Annotated in this window: 19 protein-coding genes, 3 pseudogenes and 1 riboswitch; of the genes and pseudogenes, 15 read left to right on the top strand and 7 right to left on the bottom strand. The window is 43.1% G+C overall.

What is annotated here, in order from left to right:
* From tnpB to DWY84_RS14865, 3 genes are all read left to right on the top strand, one after another.
* On the top strand, positions 1 to 336 hold a 336-nt coding region (gene tnpB / locus DWY84_RS14875; RefSeq protein WP_147354306.1), incomplete at its 5' end, for an IS66 family insertion sequence element accessory protein TnpB.
* Positions 337 to 632: 296 nt separating this feature from the next.
* Entirely contained in the window at positions 633 to 2267 is a 1635-nt protein-coding gene (locus tag DWY84_RS14870) for an IS66 family transposase (protein WP_118534126.1), read from the top strand.
* A gap of 121 nt (positions 2268 to 2388) precedes the next feature.
* Positions 2389 to 3468, top strand: a complete 1080-nt coding sequence (locus DWY84_RS14865; protein ID WP_118534125.1) for a GGDEF domain-containing protein — start codon at positions 2389 to 2391, stop codon at positions 3466 to 3468.
* Between the two features lie 185 nt (positions 3469 to 3653).
* Here DWY84_RS14865 and DWY84_RS14860 read toward each other — a convergent pair whose 3' ends face one another.
* The 5 genes from DWY84_RS14860 to DWY84_RS17485 form a co-directional block, all read right to left on the bottom strand.
* Entirely contained in the window at positions 3654 to 4052 is a 399-nt protein-coding gene (locus tag DWY84_RS14860) for a transposase (RefSeq protein WP_347560815.1), read from the bottom strand.
* Between the two features lie 509 nt (positions 4053 to 4561).
* Positions 4562 to 5674 carry a peptide-methionine (R)-S-oxide reductase MsrB gene (msrB, locus tag DWY84_RS14855; RefSeq protein ID WP_118534124.1) on the bottom strand — a complete coding sequence of 371 codons (1113 nt, stop codon included), beginning with the start codon at positions 5672 to 5674 and terminating at the stop codon, positions 4562 to 4564.
* A 36-nt stretch (positions 5675 to 5710) separates the two neighbouring features.
* Positions 5711 to 6670, bottom strand: a complete 960-nt coding sequence (locus DWY84_RS14850) for a TlpA disulfide reductase family protein (RefSeq protein ID WP_118534123.1) — start codon at positions 6668 to 6670, stop codon at positions 5711 to 5713.
* The gene (locus DWY84_RS14845) at positions 6667 to 7542 is read right to left on the bottom strand and encodes a 4Fe-4S binding protein (RefSeq protein ID WP_182434967.1); all 876 of its coding nucleotides are present in this window, start codon (positions 7540 to 7542) and stop codon (positions 6667 to 6669) included. The genes DWY84_RS14850 and DWY84_RS14845 overlap by 4 nt, the downstream gene beginning before the upstream one ends.
* Before the next feature lie 25 nt (positions 7543 to 7567).
* A complete protein-coding gene (locus tag DWY84_RS17485; RefSeq protein ID WP_182434966.1) occupies positions 7568 to 7714 on the bottom strand; it encodes a CD1871A family CXXC motif-containing protein in 147 nt (48 codons plus the stop codon).
* A gap of 147 nt (positions 7715 to 7861) precedes the next feature.
* Here DWY84_RS17485 and DWY84_RS14840 point away from each other — a divergent pair, with 147 nt between their 5' ends.
* The gene (locus DWY84_RS14840; protein ID WP_118534121.1) at positions 7862 to 8539 is read left to right on the top strand and encodes a response regulator transcription factor; all 678 of its coding nucleotides are present in this window, start codon (positions 7862 to 7864) and stop codon (positions 8537 to 8539) included.
* Positions 8536 to 9687: an ATP-binding protein gene (locus tag DWY84_RS14835; protein WP_118534120.1), complete on the top strand. Its 1152-nt coding sequence runs from the start codon at positions 8536 to 8538 to the stop codon at positions 9685 to 9687. The genes DWY84_RS14840 and DWY84_RS14835 overlap by 4 nt, the downstream gene beginning before the upstream one ends.
* On the opposite strand, the pseudogene DWY84_RS17845 reads toward DWY84_RS14835, so the two are convergent.
* Together DWY84_RS17845 and DWY84_RS14825 are read right to left on the bottom strand one after the other, a co-directional pair.
* Positions 9684 to 9908 (bottom strand): annotated as a pseudogene (locus DWY84_RS17845) (hypothetical protein); the annotation flags it as partial. The gene DWY84_RS14835 and the pseudogene DWY84_RS17845 sit on opposite strands and share 4 nt — an antisense overlap.
* Positions 9909 to 10362: 454 nt before the next feature.
* A pseudogene (locus tag DWY84_RS14825) lies at positions 10363 to 10584 on the bottom strand (recombinase); the annotation flags it as partial.
* Positions 10585 to 11263: 679 nt separating this feature from the next.
* Here DWY84_RS14825 and DWY84_RS14815 point away from each other — a divergent pair.
* The 10 genes and pseudogenes from DWY84_RS14815 (at position 11264) to DWY84_RS14770 (ending at position 26294) form a co-directional block, all read left to right on the top strand.
* Positions 11264 to 11581, top strand: coding sequence for a helix-turn-helix transcriptional regulator (locus DWY84_RS14815; RefSeq protein WP_243024880.1), 318 nt, complete (start codon positions 11264 to 11266; stop codon positions 11579 to 11581).
* A gap of 135 nt (positions 11582 to 11716) precedes the next feature.
* Positions 11717 to 11792: riboswitch (cyclic di-GMP riboswitch) on the top strand.
* A complete protein-coding gene (locus tag DWY84_RS17480; protein WP_182434965.1) occupies positions 11774 to 11950 on the top strand; it encodes a hypothetical protein in 177 nt (58 codons plus the stop codon). (Overlaps the previous riboswitch by 19 nt.)
* Complete coding sequence (locus tag DWY84_RS14810; RefSeq protein ID WP_118534118.1) at positions 11934 to 13949, top strand: ATP-binding protein; 2016 nt, start codon at positions 11934 to 11936, stop codon at positions 13947 to 13949. The genes DWY84_RS17480 and DWY84_RS14810 overlap by 17 nt, the downstream gene beginning before the upstream one ends.
* A 169-nt stretch (positions 13950 to 14118) precedes the next feature.
* Entirely contained in the window at positions 14119 to 16950 is a 2832-nt protein-coding gene (locus DWY84_RS14800) for a transporter substrate-binding domain-containing protein (protein WP_118534117.1), read from the top strand.
* Positions 16951 to 16964: 14 nt separating this feature from the next.
* Positions 16965 to 17315 carry a response regulator gene (locus tag DWY84_RS14795; protein WP_118534116.1) on the top strand — a complete coding sequence of 117 codons (351 nt, stop codon included), beginning with the start codon at positions 16965 to 16967 and terminating at the stop codon, positions 17313 to 17315.
* A 30-nt stretch (positions 17316 to 17345) separates the two neighbouring features.
* Positions 17346 to 19406 (top strand): ATP-binding protein, encoded by a 2061-nt coding sequence (locus DWY84_RS14790; RefSeq protein ID WP_118534115.1) that lies wholly within the window; start codon positions 17346 to 17348, stop codon positions 19404 to 19406.
* Positions 19407 to 19531: 125 nt separating this feature from the next.
* A pseudogene (locus DWY84_RS14785) lies at positions 19532 to 20209 on the top strand (GGDEF domain-containing protein).
* Between the two features lie 9 nt (positions 20210 to 20218).
* Complete coding sequence (locus DWY84_RS14780; protein ID WP_118534114.1) at positions 20219 to 21691, top strand: HD domain-containing phosphohydrolase; 1473 nt, start codon at positions 20219 to 20221, stop codon at positions 21689 to 21691.
* Positions 21692 to 21756: 65 nt separating this feature from the next.
* The gene (locus tag DWY84_RS14775) at positions 21757 to 23133 is read left to right on the top strand and encodes an ATP-binding protein (protein ID WP_243024878.1); all 1377 of its coding nucleotides are present in this window, start codon (positions 21757 to 21759) and stop codon (positions 23131 to 23133) included.
* A gap of 293 nt (positions 23134 to 23426) precedes the next feature.
* A complete protein-coding gene (locus tag DWY84_RS14770; protein ID WP_118534113.1) occupies positions 23427 to 26294 on the top strand; it encodes a transporter substrate-binding domain-containing protein in 2868 nt (955 codons plus the stop codon).
* Positions 26295 to 26408: the final 114 nt, after the last annotated feature.

The raw sequence follows: 26408 nt of genomic DNA, 5'->3' as shown, positions 1-26408 counted from the left end.
AAGATCTATCTTGCAGCTGGCTATACGGACCTGCGCAGGGGTATAGATGGTTTGGCAACGATGATCCGATTCCGTTTTCAACTTGACCCTTACGATAAAAATACGCTCTTTTTGTTCTGTGGTAAGAGAACAAATCGTATCAAAGGTCTTCTCTGGGAAGGTGATGGTTTTCTGCTTCTCTACAAGAGATTAGATAATGGTGCATTCAGCTGGCCGCGTTCTGCAGAAGAAGCTCTGGAAATATCATCCGAGCAGTACGCAATGTTAATGCAGGGCCTGGAGATTATACCGAAGCATCCCATCCGGCCAAACAACAATCCCAAGAGACTGATGTAATGTTTGTGCATTATAGAGAAAAATTTTTCCATGTTTTTCTGTCAAAAAAGCAATATTTTTATTTTACTGCATTTATCCACAGCATCCGGTTCTCAAAAATCGAGCAGCATAATTTTTCAGAGAAAAACATACCGGATTTGTGGATAGCAGTACAGAGCATCTGGAATTTCAGAAAAATATCCCAGGTGTTCTGTACTGTTATCCACCGTCATAATGACGAAAGGAAAACAGCCGCCAGGTGGCAGAAACTGCGTAAATCTGGTACAATGGACTCATTAAGAAAAGGAGTTCCTGCCATGGTGATCAAGTACACAGAAGAACAATTAAATAGCGTTGACAAGTCTATGCTGATCCATATGTTTCTGAACCAGCAGGAGCAGTTAGAAAAGGTCAGTGCCGATCTGCATTCCCTTGATACTAAGATGCAGGCAATGATGGAGCAGCTGATTCTGGCTAATAAAAACCGTTTTGGACGTTCCTCTGAAAAAATGGAGGATACCCAGCAGATGCGTTTTATCGAAGTGGATGGAACCCTTGTGTTTTTTAATGAAGCAGAAGCTGTTTGCGATCTGGACGCTCCAGAACCTGAAACTCTGGAAGCAGCACCAGAACGTAAGAAAAAATCAAAAGGCAAAAAGGCTCAGGATATGTCTGAACTTTCCACAAACCGGATTGATCACTACATGACCGAAGAAGAATTAACAGCTGAATTCGGCGAAAACGGCTGGAAACAACTTCCAGATGCCATTGCACGCCGGTATCGGTTCATTCCGGCAAAAGTTGAAGTAGATGAGCACCATGTCGGCGTATATGCAAGCAAAGCGGATGGACACATGGTAAAAGCAAAGCATCCGAAGAGCCTGCTCCATGGAAGTCCGGTTTCAGCGTCTCTTGCTGCAGCCATCATGAATGGAAAGTATGTAAATGCTGTCCCGCTTTACCGTCTGGAGCAGGAATTTATCCGATATGGCCTTGCCATAACCAGACAGAACATGGCGAACTGGATGATCCGGTTAGGTGAAGAATACCTTTCGGTTCTTTATGACCATCTGCATACGCTTCTTTACGGCTACCATGTCATTCAGGCAGATGAGACGCCGGTTCTTGTAAACCGGGATGCTCGTAGTGCTGGTTCTAAGAGCTACATGTGGGTATACTGTTCCGGTCATATGTATCCGGAAAAGCAGATCATTCTGTATGAATACCAGCGGACTAGAAATGCGTCCCATCCAAGAGAATTCCTAAAGGATTATTCCGGGATCTGCGTGACGGATGGCTATCAGGTTTACCACACGTTGGAAAAAGAACGTGAAGATCTGATCATTGCCGGCTGCTGGGTCCATGCCCGCAGGCGTTTTGATGAAGCACTAGCCGTGGTTCCAAAAGAAAGCCAGAAAGAATCCGCCTCATTCCTGATTATAAAGCAGATCCAGGCAATCTACCGGGAGGAAGGGAAACTCAGGGAACTTTCATCAAAAGAAAGACTTGTTCAGCGTCAGGTGGTTGTAAAACCACTGGTAGATGCTTTGTTTGTGTACCTGAAACAACACGAAAGTGAAGTTGGTACAGAAAAACTGAGGGAAGCTTTCACTTATGCATTGAATCAGGAAAAATACCTTCGGGTTTTCCTGACCGCTGGAGATGTTCCAATGGACAACAATGCATCCGAGCGCGCAATCCGTGGATTCTGTGTCGGCAAGAAGAACTGGCAGATGATAGACACGATTAATGGTGCGAAATCATCCGCTATCATTTACAGCATCGCAGAAACAGCAAAAGCGAATAACTTAAAACCATACGAGTACTTTGAATATCTTCTGACAGAGATTCCAAAGCACATGGATGATACAGACCGATCTTTCTTAGATGATCTGTTTCCGTGGTCGGAAAAACTACCAGAGAACATCCGAAAACCGAAGAAGAGCAATTAAGCGAAGCCGCGAAAGCGGCTTTTGGTTGGCAAGGTACTTGCTATGATGCGTTTACGAGAAAGTAGATGAATAGCATAGTTATTGAAATGAATATTATTTAAGGTTCGGGATAAATCGTAAAATGCAGACAAACAAGAAAAGTAAAAATATAATAGGTATTATACAGAGTTTCCTTATATTGATATTGGTAGTTCTTATTATTTTTATGATGATTCAGATTAGTAGGCTGCAGGGAACAGCACGCGTAATAAATTATGCCGGTCTGGTACGTGGAGCTACACAGCGCGAAATAAAATTAGAAATTACAGGAAACCAAAATGACGAATTAATTAAATATTTGGATGATATTCTTCTTGGATTGAGATATCAGGATGGACATTATGATCTGGTAAAACTCAATGACGAAGAGTATCAGAAAAAATTGCAAATCCAGAGTGATTACTGGGATAAATTGAAAACAGAAATTGAAGCAGTAAGAAACAAGGGATACGAAAATACAGACATTGTTAATATGAGTGAAATATATTTTACGATGGCAGATAAAACTGTCTCTGCAGCAGAAAGTTATTCAGAAAAAATCGCTGTAAAGATTCGTACCATAGAGCTTTTGTCGGCACTTGATATGTTGAGTTTGGTGATATTGGTTATTATGCAGACTCTAAAGGCAATGCATATGGCAATGCAAAACAGACTGCTGGAACAAAAAGCATTCATAGATGCCTATACTGGACTGCCAAATAAAAATGCCTGTAATGAGCTACTTAATAAAAAAGATGTAATTACAGATTCTACAGCATGCATAATGTTTGATTTAAATAATCTAAAAACTGTAAATGATACAATGGGACATTCCGCAGGAGATCAGTTGATATTGAATTTCGCAAAGCTTTTGCGCAGTGTTATTCCAGAAAAGGATTTTGTTGGAAGATATGGCGGAGATGAGTTTATAGCAGTTATTTATCATACGAGTGAGGCAAAAATTAAGGAGATATTAAAATCATTGTACAGAGAAAAAGAGAGATTAAATAGTTGTGAAAATCAATTACCAATCGACTATGCATGCGGATGGGCATTATCCTCTGATGATATGGCGTGTACAATGCAGATGTTATTGGATGATGCAGATGCTTATATGTATAAGAATAAACAGTTATGTAAGAAATATAATTTGCGCTCAGCTCAGAGTAGAGAATCTTCTTAAATATAATCGATAGGGCTCTGTTGGAAAACTAACAGGGTTTTTACTATGTTATTGTGTGATAATATAACGAAAGTCAGTTTATAACACAGCCATAAATTAAGCAAGTAAGACTCCGAGAGATTTTTGAAACGTAAACGCTCCATAGCAAGTACTGAACCAGTCAAAAGCCACATTTGCGGCTTGGCTTAATTGATCTTCTTTGGTTTTCGAATACTCTCTGGCAGCATTTCTGACCATGGGACCTGATTATCTAAAAAGGATCGGTCTGTGTCACCCATGTGTTTCGGAATCTCTGTCAGAAGATATTCAAAGTACTCATGTGGCTTTAAATTGTTCGCTTTTGCTGTTTCTGCAATGCTGTAAATGATAGCGGATGATTGTGCACCATTGATGGTATCGATCATCTGCCAGTTTTTCATGCCGACACAGAATCCGCGGATCGCACGCTCTGATGCATTGTTGTCCATCGGAACATCCTCGTCGGTCAGAAAAACCCAGAGGTATTTTTCCTGATGCAATGCATAAGTGAAAGCTTCCCTCAGTTTTTCCGTACCGACTTCACTTTCGTGTTGTTTCAGGTACACAACAAAGCATCTACCAGTGGTTTTACAACCACCTGACGCTGAACAAGCCTTTCTTTTGATGAAAGTTCTTTGAGTTTTCCTTCCTCCCGGTAGATTGCCTGGATCTGCTTTATGATCAGGAACGAAGCGGACTATTTCTGGCTTTCCGGATGAACTTCTGTTCCAGACGGTAAAGTGGAACCGCGTTTACATACTTTCCATTCATGATAGCTGCAGCGAGAGACGATGAGACCGGGCTTGCGTGGAGCAGGCTCTTTGGATGCGCCGCTTATTTGCGGCGCTTGTAACACTCAGCCGGAAGGTCTTTTGACCACAGTATGAGTGGTTCTAAATTTTTTTTATCTATACTTCAAGTCTTTGGCTTTGATTTAGGGTTATAAAATGTACTCTCGATACGCATTTTGTCCAAATAATCCACGTATTTCGGGCTGTACATAGGTTTCTTACGAATTTTGTAGCCGTTTTGTAGCCAGCTATTTTATACATACTAACCGTTCGCAACAACTTGATCATTCCTCGAACAGATACAGAAGATATCCGTAACCCTCTGCTTTCATCTTTGCGTAAGGAACAAAGCGCAGGGCTGCACTGTTGATGCAGTAGCGCACGCCATTGGGGGACTCCGGATCGCAGGTGAACACATGACCAAGGTGAGAATCTCCGGCACGGCTTCTGACCTCTATGCGGCGCATGCCGTGGCTCAGGTCCTCCAGTTCCACCACGGCAGGCTCTTCAATGGGCTTTGTGAAAGCCGGCCAGCCGCAGCCGCTCTCGTACTTATCCGTGGAGGAAAAGAGCGGCTCGCCTGTGACGACATCCACATAGATGCCCTTTTCAAACTTATCCCAGAACTCGCCTGTGAAAGCGCGCTCCGTGCCGCTCTCCTGTGTAACACGGTATTGCTCCGCCGTCAGCTTGTCCCGGATGGATTCCGCCGCGGGCTTCTGATAGTCGCCCGGATCGATGCGCAGCCGGGAAAACAGCTCCATCTCCGCGCGCGGGATGTGGCAGTAGCCGTTCGGGTTCTTTTCGAGGTAGTTCTGGTGGTACTCCTCGGCGGGGTAGTAGTTCTTGAGTGGGCCAATCTCCACGAAGAACTTTTCACTGCGTCCCCGCTCGATCTCCGCGATGCGCTCCACCGTTTCCTTCGCGCTTCCGTTGGTGTAATAGACACCGGTCTGATACTGGCTGCCCCGGTCGTTGCCCTGCCGGTTCTCCACCGTGGGGTCGATCACATAGAAGTAGGCCAGTAGCAGGGCGTCGAGACTCACCTGCTCGGGGTCATACTCCACCCGCACGGTCTCCCGGAAGCCGGTGTTCCCTTTGCAGACGGTCTTGTAATCGGCGTCCGCCTCGCAGGTGCCGTTGGCATAGCCGCTCTCGGCATCGATGACGCCGGGGATGGACTGCATCAGCTGTTCCATGCCCCAGAAGCAGCCGCCCGCCAGATATATGACATTTTCCGTGGTATCCATATACATGCTTCCTTCACCGGACATATCAGAGGGCTGTCCGGTCATTTCCTTCTCATCCGCTTTCTGCGGCATATTTTTCTGCCCGGCGGCGCAGCCGCTCAGCAGCAGTACCGCGGTGAGCAGAAGCGGCAATACTCTCCGATACATGGTGTATCCTCCTTTCTGAGAAGATAAATTCGTTTGTCAGCCCATATCGGCGGCAAGAGCCTGGTCGATGAGTTTTTGCAGCGTCTCCGCCTGCTTCTTTTCCGTGATGGCGCCTACGATGGGTTCACCCACGATATTGCCGCTGCGATCGACCACATAGGTGGTGGGATAGGCAAAGATGCTGGTGGCAAACTTTCCCGCCTCACTGTCGGAGTCAAAATACACATTCTGATAGGTGGCGCCCTTCTTGGCAAGCACATCCTTCGCCTCGGAAATTGCTGTTTCGTCGCCGTCCAGCGTGAAGGTGTTGACGCCGATGAGGGAGCCGCCCTTCTCCGCCAGTTCCTTGTTCAGTGCATCCAGCTCGGAAAGCTCGCCTACGCAGGGATTGCAGGTGGTGAACCAGAAATTCACCACGGTGACGGCGTTGGTGGAGAACAGCTCGTTGCTCTTCACCGTGTTGCCGTCCAGATCTTTCCCTTCAAAGGCGGGGAACTTCTGCATACTGCCGTCGTCGGGAGGGTTGTTCGTGTCGCTGCCCGCGGGCATGCTCATATCGCCGTCCATGGATTTCTGCATGAGCTCGGGATACTTCTCTTCCAACTCGGTCAGCCTGTTTTCAATATTGCTGATCTCCGTGGCTGACTCCTTCAGCCACTCATACTCCTTGTTGGTGAACTGCTCTTTAGCGGCCTCGACGGTATCCAGCAGGAAGTCTCCGTAGTTTTTCCCGTCCTCGATCATGGCCATGCCCTTCTCAGCCTCCATAAAGACATTTTCCCACAGCTCGGTATTTTCCGACAGGATCGCGTTCTCCTGCTCTAGCAGCTCCTTGTGCAGGGCGAGCGCCTCCTCGGCGTTTTTCGGCTCGCCAGTCATGGCGGAGCCGTTGCCGCTCATGTCGCCCATCTTGTCATTGTTCTTCGTGCCGCAGGCCGCCAAGGCCAGCACCATCAGCACGGCAAAAGCCAGTGCAAAAATTCTCTTCCTGTTCATTTTGATTCCTCCATCGTTGTTTTCTTTGTTGTTTCTTTCCCGTTGCCGAAGCCGTAGCGGAAGCACACGGCTTTCGTCGGACAGGCGCGGATGCACATTCCGCAGCGAATGCACTCGGTATGGTTGGGCGTTTTCGTCACATCCACATCCATCTTGCAGGCTCTGGCGCATTTTCTGCAGGAGACGCACTTACTTTTATCCACCTTCATCTGGAAGAGGGACACCCGGTTGAACAGCGCGTAGAACGCGCCAAGCGGGCAGAGCCACTTGCAGAACGGTCGGTAGAACAGTGCGCTCAGCGCAATCACCGATAGCAGGATGCTGAATTTCCATATAAACAGCTTGCCCAGCGCCGTCCGGATGCCGGAATTGGCAAGGGACAGCGGGATGGCTCCCTCCAGCACGCCTTGGGGGCAGAGGTATTTGCAGAAGAACGGGTCTCCCATGCCAACATCGTTTACAAGGAACGCCGGTAGCAGGAAAACCATCACTAGCAGGACAGCGTATTTCAGGTATGTCAGCGGCTTCAGCCTCTTTGTGGAAAGCTTCTTAGTGGGGATTTTATACAGCAGCTCCTGAAACCAGCCGAAGGGGCATAGAAAGCCGCAGATAAAGCGCCCTAGCAGCATGCTCAGCAGAATGAGGAAGCCTGTGATATAGTAGGAGAAGCTGAACTTGGAAGACCCCACCACCGCCTGAAACGCCCCGATGGGGCAGGCCCCAGACGCCGCCGGACAGGAGTAGCAGTTCAGCCCCGGCACGCAGACGGTTTTCCCCGTCCCCTGATACAGTCCGCCCTTGAGAAAGTTCGGCAGATGCAGGTTGGTCAGTAGCGTCGCCCCCGCCTGAATCCAGCCCCGGAAGCGGGACATAGTCTGTGAAACGCCTGAAAACTTTTTACCCAATGCCCACACACTCCAGACATAATTTGATTGCTTTGCTCAGCACTGTCGCCGCCTCGCCACGCCAGATACCAAAGCACAGCATGGCAGCTCCGGCCATTAGCAGCACGATCTGCGCCGTGGCCTTTTTCCCATAGCTCATTTTTCATCACCCTTTCCGATTTTCTGCCCCCATCATAGCGCGGGAGAGTTAAAGTCTCTGTTAAGAACGAAAACTTAACGCAAACCTTATCTTTTTTTGCTATAATGAAAGAAACACAAAAACGAAGAAATAAAAAGGAGGGCTCTCATGCACCTTTTAGTAATTGAAGATGAACGCGCCCTGTGCGAGACCATCGTTCGCAGCCTGCGGCGGCTGGCCTACAGCGTGGACTACTGCTATGACGGCGAAAAGGCGCTGGCGCTTCTGGGCGTGGAACGATACGATCTGGTGCTTCTTGATCTGAATCTGCCGAAAAAGGACGGCATGACGGTGCTGCGCACCCTGCGGCAGACCGACCGGGAGACGCGGGTGCTGATCCTCTCCGCCCGCAGCGAAGTGGAGGACAAGGTGCAAGGGCTGGATGCCGGTGCGAACGACTATCTGACGAAGCCCTTCCACTTGGCGGAGCTGGAGGCCCGCATCCGCAGCCTGACGTTGCGGCAGTTCACCCAGCAGGATGTGCTGCTAAGCTGCGGAGGCCTGACCTTTGACAGCCGCTCTCGTATCGCCACCGTCAACGGGCAGACACTGACGCTCACTCGGAAGGAAACGGGAATCCTGGAATACCTGATGGTGCATCAAGGAAGGCCAGTAAGTCAGGAGGAGCTGATGGATCACGTTTGGGACAATAGCGTGGACAGCTTCAGCAATTCCATTCGCGTCCACATCTCCGCCCTGCGCAAAAAGCTCCGCGCCGTGCTGGGCTATGACCCCATCCGCAACCGCATCGGCGAGGGTTATCTGATGGGAGGCGAGGAGGAATGAAGCGGTTTTCCCTGCAGTGGCGCATCACGCTGATGTCCGCTCTGCTCATCGGCATCACCTGCGTGGCCATGAATTTGCTGCTGTGCTCCTCCGGTGTGTACTATATGGACACCATTGCGGACAGTTTACAAGGCGGCGGCACGGTGATCCTGAATGATGGCGGAGCGGTGAGCTTTGACCCGCAGCTCATAGCGCCCAACGAGGAGTTGATCATCGTCGTCGATGGGGTGCAGGGGCGCTTCCGCACCACCAACTGGTACATCACGACGGCGGTAACGCTACTCAGCGGCATCCTCGCCTATTTCGTCAGCGGACGCGCTCTCAAGCCCCTGCGCAGCTTTACCTCGCAGGTGGAGCAGGTGCAGCTGAACAATCTTGCCGATATGAGGATCGATGAGGACGCTATTTCGGAGTTCCGGCAGCTGAGCCGCTCGTTCAACCAGATGCTGGAGCGGCTGAACAACGCTTTTGCCGCCCAACGGCAGTTCACCGGCAACGCTGCCCACGAGCTGCGCACGCCGCTGGCGCTGATGCAGGCGCAGCTGGAGCTGTTTTCCGCGGAGCATCCCGATGTGCGGCCAGAGACGGTGGAGTTTCTTACCCTTCAGCGGGAGCAGACGGAGCGGCTGACCCAAATGACCAGAACGCTGCTGGAAATGAGCAATCTGCGGCAGGTGGCGCGGAACGAGCAAATCCAGCTCGCCCCCATGATCGAGGAGATCTTCACGGACCTCGCCCCGCTGGCGGAGAAAAACGGCATTACGCTGGAGGCGGAGGGTGACGGAATTATGACTGGCAGCGATGCACTGATCTACCGGCTGATCTTCAATCTGACGGAGAATGCTGTCAAGTACAACCGGCCGGGCGGCTCGGTGCAGGTTTCTGTAACTCAGGAGCTGGAAAAGCTCCTGCTCCGCGTCTCCGACACCGGCTGCGGCATCCCGGAGGTGTATCAGCGCAGTATCTTCCAGCCCTTCTTCCGGGTGGACAAGTCTCGCAGCCGGGAATACGGTGGCGCAGGACTGGGGCTCTCGCTGGTATGGGAGATCGCCGACCTCCACGGCGGCTCCGTTTGGGTAGAGAAAAGTTCGGAGAAGGGCACTACCATTGCGGTGGGGTTGCCAACGCAACAATCAACGAAGCTTTAAAACCCTTTTATTTGTTTTTTCGCTGCTTCGCTTGCCGCCCAGCGGCGTTCTGCGCTGTATGGGGCGGTCGGCCGAAAGGAGAACCGCCCCTTGCGAATTTCAAACTCCATGTAACCCGTGTCCGGGTCTGCGTCAGTCTGGCGGCACTCGTCGGGGTGCGCTGCGGCATAGGCGGTCAGCCTGTTCTTGAGGTCGGTGTTGTGTGTGCGAATATAGATCAGCGCCTCTGTTACGCAATAGGGGTATTTTTCGGGTGTTCTCTCCGGCTCTTGACTTTGGAAAAATGGAGATTTTCAAACAGGAGCACGCCGGACAACGCCCAGTTCGTACGACGCGCTCCTGTTGGCTATTTTCGTATTTTTACGGCTCTACACCGTAGTTGCTCACAGTTCTATGTCACACTTCTTGCAACGCGGCATATCACGGTTTTTGGACTGCTCTTGTTTCTCTGGCGCGGTGTGGAGCATGAATTGTATGAACTCTTTGACCTTGCGGGAGCTCGTTTGAGTGCCGACTTGAAGTCCTTTGTCTGCTCTTGCAGCTTTTCATATTTGCGTTTCCATACGCTGACATCGCGCTTGAGCGTTTCCACTTTATTCTTCAAATCTCCGATCAGCCCGCGAGAAGCGACGCCCTCCTTGCTTGGCAAGCTCCCTGATCCTCTCGTTGTATTTTTTTCAGCACTTGCTTCTTCTTATCAATCTTATCCTCGATCGATTTCAACCGCGCCTGCTCCTGCTGCATCTTGAATTGCGTCATCGTCAGGTGTTCCTCCGAGCTGCCGCGTTCGCCGCGCTCCACATCATCATACCCGGCGTCGCGCATATACCGGAAGAAATCGTCCTGCAAGACGCTGTAGGATTTCTTGAGAACGGGCTTGCCATTTGTACTCAAGATGAAAGTGTTAATCGTTGATGCCGATCCACAGTCTGATGTATCCGCAGGATTTAGATATCGTGATTGTGATGACAGTAAGTAATGCTGGATTTACAAAGCGGTAATATTCATTACTATGTTTCTTACTTGAAGGATATTGTAGACGAAGAATGCGACCTGTCTGTTCGTGCAGGTATATTGATGGAAAGGCTGAAGGGCGATAAGATGCTGCACCATTTTCAAGGTAAGATAGAGATTGGTACCGGAAACGGTGGTATCATCAGTCAGTTAAAGATGCAGAATGAAATTGACAGATGAAAGCTGGATCAGCTATCAGAAAGGAAAAGGCAATGAAGAGTACCAAAAGTATAAAGATAAGCCGGAGAGAGGAGCTGATTTGGGTGAAGGGACAGTGTAGTATAAGCACAATGAGTCGGAGGTCACGGATGATAACGTGGCTTCCGGCTTTTTTGTTTTGAATGATAGTGCTTCAAATTTTCATGTGACAAATGAAACAACCTATGATATTATAAAAACATATAAGCGAAAATAACTTTTGCGGAAACGAAAATATCTTTATATTTTTTTATGCTCATACTTCCTATTATGGGATTAAATAATTGCAAAGTTGAATACTAATATTTTTTTATTATTACAGGTACAATAAGAACATGTAATAGCGGAAATGAGGTATAGTTACTTGCAGATAGAGAAGTATATTGCGGATAAAATAACATCTTTGTGTGAAAAGCGTGATATCAGTAAATATAGATTATCGCAGCTGTCGGGAATTTCCCAGTCGTCACTGGCAAGAATCATGGCGCAGGAAAACTTGCCGTCGCTGATCACACTTGAAAAAATATGTACAGCATTAGGCGTGACATTATCACAGTTTTTTCAGGAAGGTAATTCAGAGAATCTGACAGAAGAGCAGAAAGAAGTTTTAAAGATATGGAACGATCTGAGTACAAATGAGCAGGAAACAGTGATGTCAATGCTGCGTGGACTTCAGAAGTAGAAGAACAGTTCGAGTATATGTATCGGCTGTTCTTTTTTTGCTTTTAGGCGTTAAAACGGTAATGTTTTTCTTGTACATAGTCGAGCATTAGAGTATAATAAAATCAGTATTTTTTCATATGTTTAAAAGCTATAATAAGAAAAACGGCAAAACAGATGAAAGTCTGCGACGCAAAGCTATAGGGCCTGTAAAATGGTAGCCAGTTGCCACGTTAAAGATGCATTGTCTGCAATGACAATGCTTTTTTCATTTTTGGAGATTAAAAAGAAACTAAAACAGGCAGGCAATAATTGGTGGCTGCTAAAATATAAAAATGAAGCAGATAAAAACGCAGGTGTAAAGGAAATCGGTTATGTGGAAGAAAATTAAGTCAGCACAGGAACGAAAAAATACATTTAGGATAAAAAAAGAGTTATGGATTCCGGTATTTGTATTGATGATCGGTTTGGTTGTTCTGGTGAATATAGGCATTCGTGCGGATAGCAGTCAAAGGGATTTCATAAGGTCAAGAGCTGAATTAAACGCAGTAACGTATGCAGATCATATGAAGGCTGATATCGTGAGGGGAATTGATATTACAAATACTTTTGAACAGATTGTTATTAGTGAAAACGGAAAAATTTCCATGTTCTCGAAAGTTGCGGAGAATATGATGGCAGATTATATCCAGAGTATTCAGATTGCACCAGACGGCGTAGTGACTGAGATTTATCCGGAAGCCGGAAATGAGACTGGAAAGATAGATCTTATTCATGATAAAGAACGAGGAAAGATATCTTGTTATGCCAGAGACAATGATGTGATAACCATGCAGGGACCATTTTCTTTGAAACAGGGTGGAACGGGGATTGCTGTAAGAAATCCGGTGTATGTGGAGCAGAAAAATGGCGAAAGGACATTTTGGGGATTTACAATTGTAATTATTCGTGTACCGGATATATTCGCTGATTCTATAAAGTCACTTACCGATTTTAGCTATGAATATAAGTTGTCTAAAAGTATTGCACCGTGGGATGAAACATACGAAGAAGTGTATGGCTCAGGTGTGGAAATGATTGATCCTGTCACATATACTTTTGAATTAGGTGACAGTCAATGGGTTCTGGAAGTGATGCCTGAAAACGGATGGAATAGCAATGAAAAGTTATATAGACTATGTGGCTACGGTTTACTGATTGTTTTGCTTTTAACTGGATTTGTTTTTATGATTATGTTACTGCACAGGATACAGGAATCGGAAAACACAGTAGTGGAATTAAATAAAAAACTGCAGAAAGCATTGGAGCAGGCGAAAACAGCCAGTGTTGAAAAATCTAATTTTCTGTTTAATATGTCACATGATATACGTACTCCTATGAATGCAGTTATTGGTATGACGTCATTAATAAGACATGATGCAGGAAAAACAGTTTTTAAATACGATGATTTCTCTATTCTGAATTTTATACAGGAAATCAATAATCTATTTCATTCACAGATAGATGAAAAGAAACAGACTCTTACAACAAAGAAAAATATCCGACATGAGTGGGTGAACGGGGATCAGCTTCATCTGATGCAGATTTTCAGCAACCTGCTTTCTAATGCAGTGAAGTACACGCAGAAAGGTGGAGAAATTCAGTTTCTGGTAGAAGAATGTGAAACAAATTCATCCGTCTATGCAAAGTACCGTTTCTTAGTCAGGGATAATGGAATAGGAATGTCAGCAGATTTCAAAGATAAAATCTTTGATGCTTTTACCCGTGCCGAAAGTTCTGTGACGAAAAAGATCCAGGGAACCGGTCTTGGAATGGCTATTACCAGAAATCTGGTTGAAGCAATGGGAGGTACCATTGATGTGGAGAGTGAACTGGGACAGGGAAGTTGTTTTGAGGTTCTCATAGAGCTGAGAATTGCAGAGGATAGAACAGTTGCTCTGGCGGCACAAGAAGAAACAGATGAGCAGGATGGTAATATTCTGCAGGGAATGAGGTTCCTGTGTGCAGAGGATAATGAGCTGAATGCTGAGATCCTGACGGAACTGTTAAAGATTGAAGGTGCAGAATGTACCATCTGTGAAAATGGTGAAGAGGTTTTGAAAGCATTTGAACAGTCTGCTCCGGGGGATTATGACATGATCCTGATGGATGTGCAGATGCCTGTTATGAATGGTTATGAGGCAACAAAGGCAATCCGCAGAAGCTCCCATGAACTGGCAAAGAAGATTCCGATCATTGCCATGACCGCCAATGCATTTTCAGAGGATATCCAGCATTCTCTGGCAGCCGGTATGAATGCACATGTTTCAAAACCGGTTGAGATGACGGTACTGGAGAAGACGATCAGAAGCATAAAATCCGGCGGGGGGCACCGAACCGCAGGGCATTGAACAGTGACAAATGGTTTTGATACAGTAGTGTAATTTTATTAAATCAGAAGGTTGACAAAGAGATGTATAGAGAAATATATTTGACAGACAGACAGACAGACAGACAGACAGACAGACAGACAGACAGACAGACAGACAGACAGACAGACAGACAGACAGGAGATTTAATATGATTTCGAGAGCAAAGAAATATGTGGCAGTGTTACTGGTTTTTGTATGCGTGTGTATGATATTTTCTCCCCAGACTGCATATGCAGCCGAGGACAGTTCGCAGCATGAAACTGTCAAAGTCGGTTTCTTTGCCATGGATGGATACCATATGATGGATGAAGAGGGGAACCGTAGCGGTTATGGCTATGATTTCCTTCGGTTGATGGCTCGTTATTGGGATGTAGATTACGAATATGTCGGATACGATCAGAGCTGGGATGATATGCAGCAGATGCTTGAAGATGGCGAGATTGACATGGTAACATCTGCCCGCAAAACACCGGACAGAGAAGAAAAGTTTGACTTTTCACGTTCGATCGGAACCAATTATGGGATGCTGACCGTCCGCAGTGACAACAGCACGATTGTGGACGGCAATTACAGCACTTACAACGGTATGCGTGTGGCGCTTTTGAACGGAAACACCCGGAATGAAGAGTTTGCGGATTTTGCAGACGACAAAGGATTTACATATGTTCCATCTTATTTTGATACGACCACAGAAATGGATGAAGTCCTTCAGAGCGAAAAAGTTGATGCGATTGTTACCAGTTCTCTGAGAAAAACAAACAATGAGCGAATCGTGGATAAATTTGGCAGCAGCGATTTCTATGTCATTGTTAAAAAGGGCAATACAGAATTGCTGAATGAGATCAATTATGCGATCGATCAGATGAATGCGGTTGAGGGTGACTGGAAAACGACGCTTTACAATAAAAATTATGAAAGCATAGAAACTAAGAATCTGGAATATACGGAGCAAGAAAAAAGTATTATTGCACAATATTCCAAGGACAACCCAATTCGTGTTCTGTGTGATCCGACCCGTTATCCATATTCTTATAATGAAAATGGTGAGATGAAGGGGATTATCCCGGATTACTTCCGGAAAATTGCAGACTATGCCGGGATTTCCTATGAGTTTCTTACACCTGCCACCAGAGATGAGTATATTGCTTATCAGAAAAATAAGGAAGCCACAGATATGAGTATCGATGCACGCCTGGAAACAGATAACTATGCTGAGACGAAAGAATGGGCACTTACTGCACCGTACATTACGATGCAGCTGGCAAAGGTGACACGCCGAGACTTTGATGGAAAAATCAATGTTGTTGCTACGGTTGACCAGACAGCATCAAATTCAATTGCAGATGCAATGGCACCCGGTGCAGAAAAGCTGATGTGCAGTACCCGGCAGGAAATGATGGAAGCTGTCCGTAAGGGTAAAGCCGATGCTGCCTTCGTCTACTATTACATGGCACAGGCGTTTGTGAATAGTGACACTTCGGGCACCATGACATATACGCTGCTGGAACAGCCTACATTCACCTACCGCATGGTAGTTTCGTCAACAGAGAACCATGCGCTGGCTGGTATTCTGACGAAAGCAATGTATGCCATGCCCCAAAATCTTGTCGAAGATCTAGCAGCACGGTATACCACATACAAAGCAGCAGAGCTGACATTTGTTGACTGGATCCGTCTGCATCCTGTTGCTACTGTTTGGGTTCTTCTTATTTTCGGATGGCTGCTGACTATTATGGCTGTGATAGTAATGCGTCTCAGTGCAAGAAAAAAAGCTCAGAAGGCAGCCCAGGAGAAGGCTGAGGAAATGGCGGAACTGGCAGAGCATGCGCAAGCTGCAAACAAGGCAAAAACAGCATTTCTGTCACATATGTCCCATGATATGAGAACACCGATGAATGCAATCATGGGATTTACCGGTATTGCAATGAAAAATAATCCGTCAGACGAAGTGAAAAATTGTCTGGAAAAGATTGATGAAAGTTCAGAGTATTTACTGTCGCTGATCAATGATGTATTAGATCTGACTCGCGTGGAAAGTGGAAAAGTGAAATACAATCCGGTACCGGCAGATTTGAAAAGTATCACAGATTCTGCACTGGATATTACAAAAGGCTTTCTTACGAACAGGGATATCAGCTTTAAGATCCAGCGTGAAGAAGCAAAGATCCCAAATGTACTTGCGGATCCTGTACGTCTGCGAGATGTGCTGGTTAATATTCTGAGCAATGCCGTGAAGTTCACTCCGGATGGAGGGACGATTACATTTGAAGCCCGGTGTCAGGAAAAGGGCGTGGATGGATATATAAATATGCATTACCGCATTTCGGATACTGGTATTGGCATGAGTGAGGAATTTACAAAAGAAGTTTTTGAGAAATTTGCACAGGAAGATTCCGATGTGAGAACGCAGTACCATGGATCTGGACTGGGGATGGCTATCGTAAAGAAGTATGTAGATATGATGGGTGGAACCATTTCCGTGCAGAGTAAAAAGCATGAGGGAACCACTTTTACTATGGATATTCCTCTGGAAATTACAGATAAGGAATGTAATAAGTCAGACACAGGTTTTTCTGAAAAGGTAAATCTTGCAGGTGTGAAAGTCCTTCTTGCAGAGGATAATGAGCTGAATGCAGAAATTGCGACCGTGCAGCTGGAAGAGTTTGGAATGAATGTAGAAAGAGCTGTAGATGGAAAGAATGCTGTTGAGATTTTCAGAAATCATCCGGAAGGTACATTTGATGTAATCCTGATGGATATCATGATGCCTGAAATGAACGGTTATGAAGCGGCAAAAGCAATCAGGGCGATGAATGACAGACCGGATGGAAAAAACATTCCTATTATAGCAATGACAGCCAATTCATTTGGGGAAGATGTTCAGGCATCACTGGATGCAGGAATGAATGCACATTTGTCAAAGCCGATTGTGATTGAGGAAGTTATAAAAACGATTTTAAGGTATGTTCATAATGATTAGCAGAGGTTCATGAAATTGCGGCATTCCTTCTGAAAGATGAGGGAATTTCCGTCACAGAGGCGGAAGATGGACAGCAGGCAGTGGAATGTTTCCTAAAAATGCCGGAAGGATATTACGATGCGGTTCTAATGGATATCATGATGCCTGTGATGGACGGATATCAGGCAGCCAGGGCGATTCGTGGCAGTGGAAAGAAAGATGCAGAAATGATTCCAATCATTGCCATAATAGCCAATGCTTTTGCTGAAGATAAAAGAAAGACGATGGAGGCAGGGATGGATGCGCACCTGTCAAAACCTTTAAATGTACAGGAACTGATGGATACAATCCGAAAATTCTGTGCTGGTAAGCAGATATGTCAGTGACCGAGAAGAGAATAACAGAGGGATAGCAGAATGAAAAAGGACAGCGAACTATATAAAAAAATAAAAGTACGTTGCTATATTGTTGGATTGATTGCTTTTCTGACAGCATTGATTGTTGGCGTTTTTCTGCTTCATAATTTGGAAAAGGATGAAAAGACAACAGGAAAATATATGGCGCAGATTACTGAGAAAAGAGTCAGGGCAAGACTGGATCAGTATAGCATGCTCTCTGCTCTTTTGGGAAATTATATCAGTGCAGGAGAGAATCTGGATGAGAATACATTTTCTGAACTGGCAGAAAAGATTCCTAATGAAGATGGAGTAATAAAGGCATTTGAACTGGCACCTGAAGGGATTGTTACAGACATTTATCCGAAACAGGGAAATGAGGGGGCTTTTGGACTGGATGTGCTGCGGGAACATGAACAAAAAAAGGATGCAATTCTGGCAAGGGATAGTGGGAAATATACGCTTGGAGGACCATACCAGTTAAAGCAGGGAGGAACAGGAGCATTGCTTTTTAATCCGGTTTATCAGGACAATAATTCAGAACAGGATGAGTTCTGGGGCTTTGTGATTCTGGTGATTGACTGGGATCGTTTCATTGAAGAGATAAATCTTGATTATTTAAGCGATGCAGATTTCTGTTACAGAATTTGGACATATGACAGAGGCAGCAGCGACAAGATTATTTTAGCAGAGAGCCAGGATAATATGTCGGATAATATTCTGACAGTAGAATGTACAGTGCCAAATAACACATGGTATTTTGACATTATACATTCAAGGGGATGGATTCCACGTTTTTACCAGATTATGTGTATTGTCATTTCTTGTATATTTTCATTATTGATTGCTACAGTATTTTATTTAATATCCAGTAAAAAACACAGGGAAAGACAATATGAAGCAGAACTGGAAAAATCTGCTGAGCAGGCGAAAAATGCTAATGAGGCAAAAACAAGATTTTTATTTAACATGAGTCATGATATCCGGACTCCGATGAATGCGATTGTAGGTTTTTCCGGTTTGTTGGAGAAGAATCTGCAAAATGAAAGAAAGGCAAAAGAATATCTGGAAAAGATACAGTCTTCCAGTAATCTTTTGCTGAGAATCATCAATCAGGTTCTGGAGATGGCCCGGATTGAAAGTGGTACTGCGGTATTGCAGTTAAAAGCTGAAGATATGGATGCATTATTTCACAGAGTAAATACAGTGTTTGAAGAGGATGTCAGAAAGAAGAACCTGCAGTATCATGCTGTTTTAGATGTAAGACATCATTATGTTGTCTGTGATCAGACAAAGTTACAGGAAATCATGCTGAATATTATCAGTAATGCTATAAAGTATACCCCGGAGGGACATTCAATCTATGTAGAAGTACATGAGGCGGTATCAGAGAATCCTTCAAAGATACGCTATATTTTTTCATGTGAAGATACGGGCATTGGTATGAGTGAAGAATATCTTCCACATATCTATGAAGAATTTTCCAGAGAACATAGTACCACAGAAAACAAAGTGCCGGGAACCGGGTTGGGACTTCCTATTATCAAATCTATGATAGAGCTGATGGGTGGAAGTATTCAGGTAGAAAGCAGACAGGGTATTGGAACAAAATTTACGATAGATCTTTCTTTTGACATAGCATTGAAAGAAGAGGTATATGGAAGTGAGGATACCATAGAGTCATCTGCAATTCATACAATAAAAGGGAAAAGAATTCTCCTTGTAGAAGATAATGAGCTGAATGCGGAAATAGCAAAGACAGTTCTCGAAGATGTCGGAGCGTTAATTACCAGAGCGGAGAATGGACAGCAGGCATTGGAACTATTTAAAGAGAAACCGGCAGGAACATTTGATGTAATTTTGATGGATCTGATGATGCCTGTTATGGATGGATATACAGCTACGAGAAAAATCAGGGAATTAGAACGTTCAGATGCAAAAACAGTACCGATTATAGCTATGACAGCAAATGCATTCAAGGAAGATGCTGAAAAGTGCATTGCCGTGGGTATGAACGCTCATTTGGCGAAACCTTTGGATATTGAAAAGATGAAAATGACTATTAAAAGTATTTGTTCCTAATATAGGGAGAAAGTAAATGAATAAGATAGTTATTGAAATGAATATTATTTGAGATTCGGGATAAATTGAAAATAGAAATTGAAGCAGTAAGAAACAAGGGATACGAAAATACAGACATTGTTAATATGAGTGAAATATATTTTACGATGGCAGATGAAACTGTCTATGCCGCAGAAAGTTATTCAGAAAAGATCGCTATAAAGATTCGTACCATAGAGCTTTTGTCGGCACTTGATATGTTGATTCTGGTGATATTGGTTATTATGCAGACTTTAAAGGCAATGCAGATGGCAATGCAAAACAGACTGCTGGAACAGAAAGCATTCGTAGATGCCCATACTGGGCTGCCAAATAAAAATGCCTGTAATGAGCTTCTTAATAAAAAAGATATAATTACAGATTCTACAGCATGCATAATGTTTGATTTAAATAATCTAAAAACTGTACATGATACAATGGGACATTCCGCAGGAGATTAATTAATAATGAATTGCTTAAAGCTTTTGCTCAGTGTTATTCCAGAAAAGGATTTTGTTGGAAGATATGGCGGAGATGAGTTTATAGCAGTCATTCATCATACAAGTGAGGCGGAAATTAAGGAAATATTGAAATCCTTGTACAGAGAAAAAGATAGATTAAATAGTTATGAAAATCAAATACCAATCGACTATGCATGCGGATGGGCATTATCCTCCGATGATATGTCGTGTACAATGCAGATGTTATTGGATGATGCAGATACTTATATGTATAAAAATAAACAGTTATGCAAGAAATATAAAGGAAACAGAAAATATGAATAAAAGACAAAAATACTGATTGTCGATGATGCAAAGTTCAACAGGGATATATTGAAAGAATTTCTTGGAGAAACCTATGATTATCTGGAAGCTGAAAATGGAAATCAGGCAGTCCAGATTATGGAAGAGAATCCGGGAATCGATCTGATGCTTTTAGACATCAACATGCCACAGATGGATGGATTTGAAGTCCTGAAATGGATGAAACTAAGCCAATGCATTGAAGAAACTCCTGTAATTATGATATCTTCGGAAGAATCTGTTGAGACTATGCGTAAAGCATATGAAATGGGAATTACAGATTATATTACACGACCTTTTGATTCTGTTATTATAAAGAAAAGAGTCCAGAATACCCTAGAACTTTATGCGAACCAAAAGCGTTTGATCAATGTGGTTGTTGATCAGGTTTATGAAAAAGAAGAAAACAATAATATTATGCTCAGGATTCTGAGCAATGTATTAGGGTCACGCAACAGTGAGAGCAGCGAACATATTTTACATATCCGTACTGCGACGGAAATGATGCTGAGACAACTGTTAAAAACAACGGATGCTTATCATCTGACGGAGACCGATATTGCTATAATCACAACCGCTTCTTCGCTTCATGATATTGGTAAAATACGCATTCCGGAAGAAATACTGAATAAACCCGGAAGACTGACCGATGAAGAATTTAAAAATATGAAAACTCATAGCGAGATTGGAGCATCCATGATCTGGGATATGCATTTTTTACAAGATCATCCACTGGTACATACCGCATGGGAAATCTGCAGATGGCATCATGAAAGATGGGATGGAAAGGGTTATCCGGATGGTCTGAAAGGTGAAGAAATACCAATTTCTGCACAGGTGGTGTCTATTGTGGATGTTTATGATGCTCTTACCAGTGAACGATGTTATAAGAAAGCATTTGAGCATGATACCGCAATCAAGATGATTCTGGACGGGCAATGCGGGCAGTTCAATCCGGTTCTTCTTAAGTGCCTGAAAGAACTAAGCCTTCAGTTTTCCAAGATGTATACGAATGAAACGGATGATAATAAACAGTATTATGAAGCACAGAGGCTCTCTGACGAAATACTAAAGGAAAAGTCTTTACCCCGTAAAAATTATTCGCAGCGTGTCATTAAGCTTATGCAGGAAAAGATAGAGTTTTTTAAAATGGACAGTGGCAAAATTTCCATTGAGTATAATGCAATTTCAGGTCGGCTGATTATAATTAACGGAAACCGGCAGATACTGTGTCAGAGAGATGATCCGAAGTTTGATATATTCAAACTGTTCGAAGTAAGCAGTGAAGATATTCAACATATCAGAGCGTTACTGGACCAGACATCAATACAGAATACAGAAATCTCATTGCAGTTAATGGCAAAGGTGGAAAATAAAAGGCAGATGTATGATCTGAAACTGCATACCTTATGGTCTCCTTTAAAGAAAGATGGATATATAGGAATTGTCGGATATCTCTCTTGATTGGTGATATTATTTTTGGATATATCGAAATAAGAAGTATGTTGCATCAGTGGGAGATATTATAGATGAGAAAAAATAATTTCATGAATAAAATTATAAAGCTAAAAGGAAGTATATTGGCAGGGATAATAAGTGGTGTTATTGCTGTTTTATATTCAGCATTCTTTTTTTCCACAGATCACAGTTGGATCTTTTATACGCCGATTAATCGTGACAAGCTGTGCGTGATTGTGTTGGGAGTTATTTCCAATATTATTCTTATCGGAAATTTACAAGAAGCAAATAGACAGGCAGAGCATAAGATTGCCAAACTTGAATCAGAGAAAAAACAAAAGAAGAAAGAGCTTGAGCAGCAGGATGAGCTGCATAAAGCATTAATTGCAGCAGACACTGCGAATCAGGCAAAATCCACATTTCTTCTTAATATGAGTCATGACATTCGCACACCACTCAATGGAATCATGGGTCTGCTAAAGATCAATATGGCACACAGTGATGATGAGGAACTTGTACGTGAAAATTACAAAGAAATGGAAAAGGCAGCAAACCATCTGTTATCTCTGATTAATGATGTCCTACAAATGAGTAAATTGGAGGATGGCAGGGAAGAATTATCATCAGAATTAGTCTGTTTACCTGATGTTTTCTATGATATGAAAGCTATCATAGATGGAAGTGCTCTGGATAAGGGAATTTCAGTGGATTTTTCAGAAGACAGTATTTGGGTACATCCGTACGTTATAACGAATCCACTGTATTTGCGACAAATATTTTTGAATATATATGGAAACAGCATTAAATTTACAAATTTTGGTGGGAAAATTTCGACAAAACAGGAATGTATAGAAGAAAAGGATAATGTAATTACCTATCGATGGATAATTTCTGATACAGGAATTGGCATGAGCAAAGAATTTCTGAAACATATTTTTGAACCGTTTGCACAAGAAAGAGCTGATGCCCGGAGCAATTATCATGGAACCGGACTTGGCATGGCTATTGTGAAAAAAATGATTGATAAAATGGGAGGCACGATTTCTGTTACCAGCGAAGTGGGAAAGGGATCCATTTTTGTAGTTGAATTGCCTTTTGAGATGGGAGCTGCACCAGAAAAATCTAAGAAAGAAGAGGCGGATAAAGAGAATAGCATTCACGGTTTAAATCTCATGTTAGTAGAGGATAATGAGTTGAATGCCGAGGTTGCAGAAATACTTTTAGAAGATGAAGGTGCAATAATTACAATGGTTAATGATGGACAGCAGGCTGTCGAATTATTTAATAATAATCCGGTGGGTACATTTGATGCAATACTTATGGATATTATGATGCCGGTAATGGATGGATTGACAGCGACTAAAGCAATCCGGGCATTAAATCGACCAGATGCAGGAATAATTCCGATTATTGCAATGACCGCCAATGCTTTTGCAGAAGATGTATAAAGATGTTTAGATGCAGGAATGAACGCACATTTAGCTAAACCTTTGGATATTGAAAAAGTGAAAAAAACGATTTGTGAACATACAATTGAATTATATAATAAAGAGTAAAAGAATGTAATTACTCTGTTGGTAAATTGACACAAGTTGGCTGTAGAGTATAATTATAGTTAAAGTACAGCAGAAGCTGTCGCAAAGATATTTATAAAAATGTTGTGGGGGTATTGAACATTAATGAATGTAAAATTAAAATCAGGAAGCAAGCAAGCGACTGTAGTCTGGAGGGTGGGAGAAAGATGAAGAAGTGCAAATTAGTACAGAATATAAGAAAATTCAAATTTTGTTACTTTATATTTTGCACAATTATATGTTTTATTGTTTTATCCGTTCCTACATTTGCCAAAGAAAACTCTAACAATGTTATCCGGGTAGGATCTTTTGAGGAAACTTATAATGTAGTCAATGAAAAGGGAGAAAGAAGCGGCTATGGTTATGAGTATCTTCAAGATATTGCAGGTTATGCAGGATGGACATATAAATACATAACAAGTGATTGGAAAAACTGCTTTACACAGTTGGAAAATGGAGAGATTGATATTCTTGGTGACATTTCCTATACAGACGAACGTGCTGAAAATATGCTTTTTTCCGATATGCCTATGGGGGAAGAGAAATACTACATCTATACGGATGCATCCAATATGGATCTTACAGCAGGAAATTTGGATTCTTTTGAGGGAAAAAATATTGGTGTGTCTAAAGATAATATAGTGGAGGATGTGCTTAATGAATGGGAATCAAAATATGGTCTGCATACGAAGCATATCAATGTTTCTACAACCACAGAAATTATGGACAAACTGTCGAAACATGAAATTGACTGCTTCGTTTCGGTAGAAGAATCCCGTTGGGAAGAATCGGATATTTCACCGCTTACAAGTATTGGAGAGACAGAAATCTATTTCGCTATAAATCCCAAACGTCCTGATATCAAAGAAGCACTGGATAGTGCTATGCGCAGAATCAAGGATGACAACCCATTTTACACAGATGATCTCTATAGGCGTTATCTTTCTGCACAGAGCAGATCCTTTCTTTCAAAAGAAGAAAGGGAGTGGATCGGGCAGCATGGAGCAATCCGGATAGGGTATCTGAATCAGGATGGAGGTATCAGCAGTGTAGATCCATCAACAGGCAAATTGACAGGTGTTATCACAAATTATGTGGATCTTGCCCAAAATTGTCTGCAAGGTCAGACTCTGGAATTTGAATTAAATGGATATAATACAAGAAGTGAACTGCTTCAGGCATTGCAGGATGGAAAAATAGACCTGATTTTTCATGCAAACCAGAATCCATACTTTGCAGAAACAAATGGATTTGCTTTGTCGGATACGCTATTGACTCTCAATATGGCAGCAATTACGGCAAAGGATTCTTTTGATGAAAATAAAGAGAATACAGTTGCCGTTGAAAAAGATAATTTTGTATTGAAAGCATATCTTTCATACAATTATCCGCAATGGAAGGTTGTGGAATATAAGACATCAGATGCAGCAGTAAAAGCAATGCAGAAAGGGGAGACGGATTGTATTGTAAGCAATTCAAGTACTGTTTCAGACTATTTGAAAAATAATAAGCTTCTTAGTGCTTTTCTGACAAAAGAAGCTGATGTTCCATTTGCTATTCAGCAGGGAGAACCGGTTCTTTTGTCCATTCTGAATAAAACACTGACATCTATGCCTACAACTCAATTTTCAGGTGCAGTAGTTTCGTATAATGCTTCCTTACGAAAAGTTACAGCGAAGGATTTTATTCAGGACAATTTACTGGCTGTCTCACTCATAGTTGGAATCTCTATTTTTGTTGTCCTGTGTATCATTCTTCGTTCTTTGAAGAAGTCGAAACGTGCGGAGGAAAGATCCAAGAAATCTGCTGAGCAGGCATTGAAGCTGAATCAGGAGCTTGAAGAAAAACAGCAGGAATTACAAAATGCACTTGTAGAAGCACAGAGTGCCAATAAGGCTAAGACTTCCTTTTTAAATAACATGTCTCATGATATCAGAACACCGATCAATGGTATTATGGGCATGCTTACGATTCTTGAGAAAAGCGGAAATGATGCTGAGCGGGCAAAGGATTGCATGAATAAAATACATGAGTCATCGAAACTGCTACTATCATTGATAAATGATGTTTTAGATATGGCAAAGTTAGAATCAGATACAGTGGTTTTTGGTGATGAATCCATCAATCTGGATCAGGTATGTCAGGAAATCACGGAGTCACTATCTTTTCAGGCAGAAGAAAAAGGACTTCATGTTATAGGAGAACATGATGATTACAGTGGTATATATGTTTGGAGCAATGCAGTTCATCTGAAAAAAATATTGATGAATCTGTTTACAAACAGTATGAAGTACAATAAGGTGAATGGTTTTATTTACATGAGTATGAGAACGATTGAAAGATTAGAAGATCACATGACATGTGAATTTAAAATAAAAGATAATGGAATTGGAATGTCAGAAGAATTTATAAAAAATGAATTGTTTACTCCATTTGTACAGGCAGATAATTCCCCACGTTCTGATTATAATGGGACAGGTCTTGGAATGCCTATTGTGAAACAACTTGTAGAAAAGATGGGTGGAACCATAACAGTTGAAAGTAAGCTGGGTGAAGGAAGCTGTTTTACTGTAGTACTTCCATTTGAAATTGATACGAATGCACAACCGGAAGAAAAAGAAGATTTCAATGCAGATATATCAGGTGTCCGGATATTATTGGTTGAAGATAATGAGCTGAATGCGGAAATAGCAGAATTTATGCTGACGGAAAATGGAGCTAAAGTAGAAACAGTGAACAATGGGTTAGAAGCTGTTCAGCATTTTGAAGCTTCCGAACCGGGAACATACGATGTTATTTTAATGGATATTATGATGCCGGTGATGGATGGTCTTACTGCTGCAAGAACAATAAGAGACCTGGAACGGCAAGATGCAAAAACAATCCCTATCATTGCTATGACTGCAAATGCATTCAGGGAAGATGTCGAAAGGTGTATGGAAGCAGGAATGAACGCACATCTTGCAAAGCCGTTGGATGATAAAACAATCAAGCAGACTATATGCGAAGAATTGAGAAGCAGTAGGGACAGGTGAAAATTTTCATATGCATCTTATATAATGACAGTGTGTTGGCATTAGGCACTTATTTGAGTATACTATACTTGAAATAGGGCTACCGCAATCCCACTGGCTTTAGACGGTGGGTTA

This window comes from Clostridium sp. AF27-2AA (genome assembly GCF_003478505.1).
Taxonomy (GTDB): domain Bacteria; phylum Bacillota; class Clostridia; order Lachnospirales; family Lachnospiraceae; genus Brotaphodocola.
The sequence above is the reverse complement of the archived record's forward strand: the minus strand, read 5'-3'. Positions and strand labels throughout refer to the sequence as shown.